We start from the raw sequence: 3,580 nt of genomic DNA on the forward strand, positions 1-3,580 counted from the left end.
AGCCAAGGCTCGCCGTTTTTCGTTTGCTCCGCTGTTCGAACCGCACAACCGACCTTCCACGAAGAGGTGATCGGGCAGCCCGATGAAGGACCGTGTGCGGCATGGATGCCGCACTACGAGCCCCCAGGGATGGGTTCACGGCGGGTCCTGCACTGCGCTGCCCGGCCGCCCAACCCCAGGCATAAACAGGCGCCGACTCACAGCCCCGGCAACCCAACCGCGCAGCGCCAGCCAAACGGCCGAGCGGCCAACCAACCGGGCAGCCGATCAGCCAGTCAGGAAATCCATCAATGCAGATCGCGCAGATTCAACCGCCGCAGCGTCGGATTCTTCCACGCCGTGATCCCTGCCACGCTCAACACCGCAAAGCCGCCCAGCACCACCGCCGGGACCAGCCCCAACAGCTTCGCCATCGTGCCCGCATAGAACGCACCCAACTCATTCGACGAACTGATGAAAATGCCATTGATCGACGACACCCGGCCACGCATCTCCTCCGGCGTCGCCAACTGCAGAATCGTCGAACGCACCACCACCGACACCCCGTCGAACGCACCGTAGAACAACAGGATCGCCGCCGACAGCCAGAAATTCGACGACAGCCCGAACCCGATCACGCATAGACCAAAGCCGGCCACCGCGAACAACAGCACACGCCCCGCATTGCGCTGCAGCGGCCGACGCGCCAACCACAGCCCTACGCACACCGAGCCCAGCGCCGGCGCCGCGCGCAGCACGCCCAGCCCCTCCGGCCCGTGGTGCAGGATCTCGTGCAGGAACGCCGGCAGCATCGCCACCACGCCGCCAAGCAACACCGAGAACATGTCCAGCGCCATCGCCCCGACCATGATCTTGTTGCCCAGCACGAACCGGCCGCCCTCGGCGATGCTCTTGAAGATCGGCGCCGCCGGGCCCGTATGCACCGGCTCGGAGACGCGCAGCGCCGCCAGGCAGCCCAGCGCGATCAGCGACACACCCACCGCCACGCCATAGGCCACCCCCTTGCCGCCCCACGCCACCAGTGCGCCGCCCAGGGCCGGGCCGAGCACCATGCCGGCCTGGAACACCACCGCGCCCAGCCCCGCGCCACGCGCGTACTGCGTGCGCTCCAGCACGCGGGCGAACAGTGCGTTGTAGATCGGTGAGAGGAACGCGCGGACCATACCGGTCAGTGCGATCGCCGCATAGATCGGCCACACCCCGTGGAACGGCAGCCAGCCCTGGGCGACCGCGGTCAGCACCAATGCGGTCATCACCAGCCCGCTGCAGGCGACCATGCCCAGCCGGCGGCGGGGCAGGTGGTCGACCAGATAGCCGGCGAACGGGGCCACGCAGAAGAACGGGAGCACCTCGGCGAGGCCGACCAGGCCCAGCGAGAACGGATTGCGGGTGACTTCGTAGATATGCCAGCCGACCGTCACCGCGACGATCTGGTAGGAGAGCATCGCGAAGATGCGGTACGCCAGCACCAGCGAAAAGCCCGGGCGGGCCAGCAGCTGCAGGGCGCTGTCCGGCTCCTGCGGATCGGCGGAGAGCGGCACGACTGCGCTTGGGCGGTGTCGCGGATGAAGGCCAGCATCGCCGCGACGCCGTTGCTGCGGGTCGGGGACAGGTGGCGCGACAGCCCGATGTCCTGGATGTAGCTCGGCTCGGTGGCCAGGATCTCGGCCGCCGAGCGGCCCGAGTAGACGCGCAGGGCCAGGTAGATCAGCCCGGAGACGATCGCCGAATCACTGATGGCGTGGAAGCGCAGCGCCTCGGCATTGCCGTCCGGCACGATCCAGACCATGGACTGGCAGCCGAGCAGGCGATGCTCCTCGGTCTTCCACGCTTCCGGGAAGGGGGGCAGTTTGCGGCCGAGGTCGATCAGGTACTGGTAACGCTCGGACCAGTCACCGAAGAAGGCGAATTCCTCGGCGATGGCGGCCTGGGCTTCAGCAGCGGTGGGTTCGAGCGGGAACGGGGAGGTGGGGATCATGGGGGCTCCGGGTCGGTGTTCGCCGTCCGTGGGTGACCGTGCAGTTGCGGGGGGAAGCAGCCCGGCCGTCCGTGGCCGGGGCGATGTCATGGCAATGCCCAGTGGATCGGGCGGTGTCGGGTAGCGTCCGACGGTCAGCCGGGCGGTCCTTCAGCGCTTGCGCGACCAGCGCACGCCTTGGGCGGTGTCTTCCAGCACGATGCCCTCGGCGGCCAACTGGTCGCGGATCGCATCGGCGCGGGCGAAGTCGCGGGCCTGCTTGGCAGCGGCGCGTTCGTCGATCAGGGCCTGGATGGCCGCATCGTCGTCGTTGCCGCCTGCGGTGCCAAACCAGGCCGCGGGATCCTGCTGCAGCAGGCCCAGCGCCAGGCCGGCACCGAGCAGCGCGGACTTCCAGTGCGCCTTGTCGGCGTCGGCAGCCTTGCGTGCCTCACCGGCGATACGGGCCAGCTCGGCCAGGGCCTGCGGCGTATTGAGGTCGTCATCCAGCGCGGCCTCGATCTCGGCCGGAATCACCGCAGCGGCGTCCACGTCGACCAGATCGCGCAGCGTGCCGTACAGGCGGTCCAGGGTGCGCACCGACTGCTCGATCAGCGCATCGGACCAGTCCAGCGGCTGCCGGTAGTGGGCCGACAGCAGCGCATAGCGCAGCGCCTCGGGGGCATGCTGGCGGACCAGATCGTGCACGCGCTCGATGTTGCCGATCGACTTGCTCATCTTGGCGCCGCCGAAGTTGAGCATGCCGTTGTGCAGCCAGAACCGGGCGAAGGTCTGCCCGCCGTGCGCGCACTCGCTCTGGGCGATCTCGTTCTCGTGGTGCGGGAACTGCAGGTCCACGCCGCCGGCATGGATATCGATGGTCGGCCCCAGGTGCGCGGCCGCCATCGCCGAGCACTCGATGTGCCAGCCCGGGCGGCCACGGCCCCAGGGCGACTCCCAGCCGGGCAGGTCGTCGCTGGAGGGCTTCCACAGCACGAAATCGCCCGGGTCGCGCTTGTACGGGGCGACATCCACGCGGGCACCGGCCAGCATCTCGTCCGGGTCACGGCGCGAGAGCTTGCCGTAGTCGGCGTAGGAGCTCACCGAGAACAGCACGTGGCCTTCGGCCGCATAGGCATGCCCGTTGGCGATCAGCTGCTCGATCATCGTCACGATCTGCGGAATGTGCGCGGTGGCTTCCGGCTCGATATCCGGCGGCACCACGCCCAGCGCGGCCATGTCCTCGCGGTAGGCGGCGGCGAAACGGTCGGTGATGGTGCTGATCGGGACGTGCTGCTCGCGCGCGGCCGTGTTGATCTTGTCATCCACGTCGGTGATGTTGCGGGCATAGCGCAGGCCGCCGAAGCGGCGGCGCAGCAGGTCGGCCAGGACGCCGAACACCACCGGCCCACGGGCATTGCCGATGTGGACGTAGTTGTAGACCGTGGGGCCACACACATACAGGGTCGGACAGGTCGGATCGAGCGGGGTGAACGGTTCGAGCTGGCGTGTCAGGTTGTTGTGCAGGCGCAGGGTCATGAGGGTCGGGAGCGGGGGTAAGCGGTCGATTTTAGAACGTGTCGGGGGCTTTGGGGGGATGTGGGGCAGGGCGGGCAGGCGGCC

General features: G+C 68.7%; 2 protein-coding genes and 1 pseudogene. All 3 read right to left on the reverse strand.

Annotated features, from left to right (window positions below; all coding sequences use genetic code 11):
- Positions 1-287: 287 nt before the first annotated feature.
- Positions 288-1,541 (reverse strand): MFS transporter, encoded by a 1,254-nt coding sequence (locus ACE026_RS12125; protein WP_486039197.1) that lies wholly within the window; start codon positions 1,539-1,541, stop codon positions 288-290.
- Positions 1,541-1,975, reverse strand: a pseudogene (locus tag ACE026_RS12130) (SufE family protein); the annotation flags it as partial. The pseudogene ACE026_RS12130 and the gene ACE026_RS12125, both read right to left, overlap by 1 nt.
- Positions 1,976-2,128: 153 nt before the next feature.
- Positions 2,129-3,496, reverse strand: coding sequence for a cysteine--tRNA ligase (cysS, locus tag ACE026_RS12135; protein ID WP_486039198.1), 1,368 nt, complete (start codon positions 3,494-3,496; stop codon positions 2,129-2,131).
- Positions 3,497-3,580 lie beyond the last annotated feature (84 nt).

It is taken from the genome of Stenotrophomonas sp. AGC87 (assembly GCF_057333975.1).

Coding starts and splice junctions, on each gene's coding strand:
- cysS (WP_486039198.1), bottom strand. CDS start 3,496: ATGACCCTGCGCCTGCACAACAACCTGACACGCCAGCTCGAACCGTTC.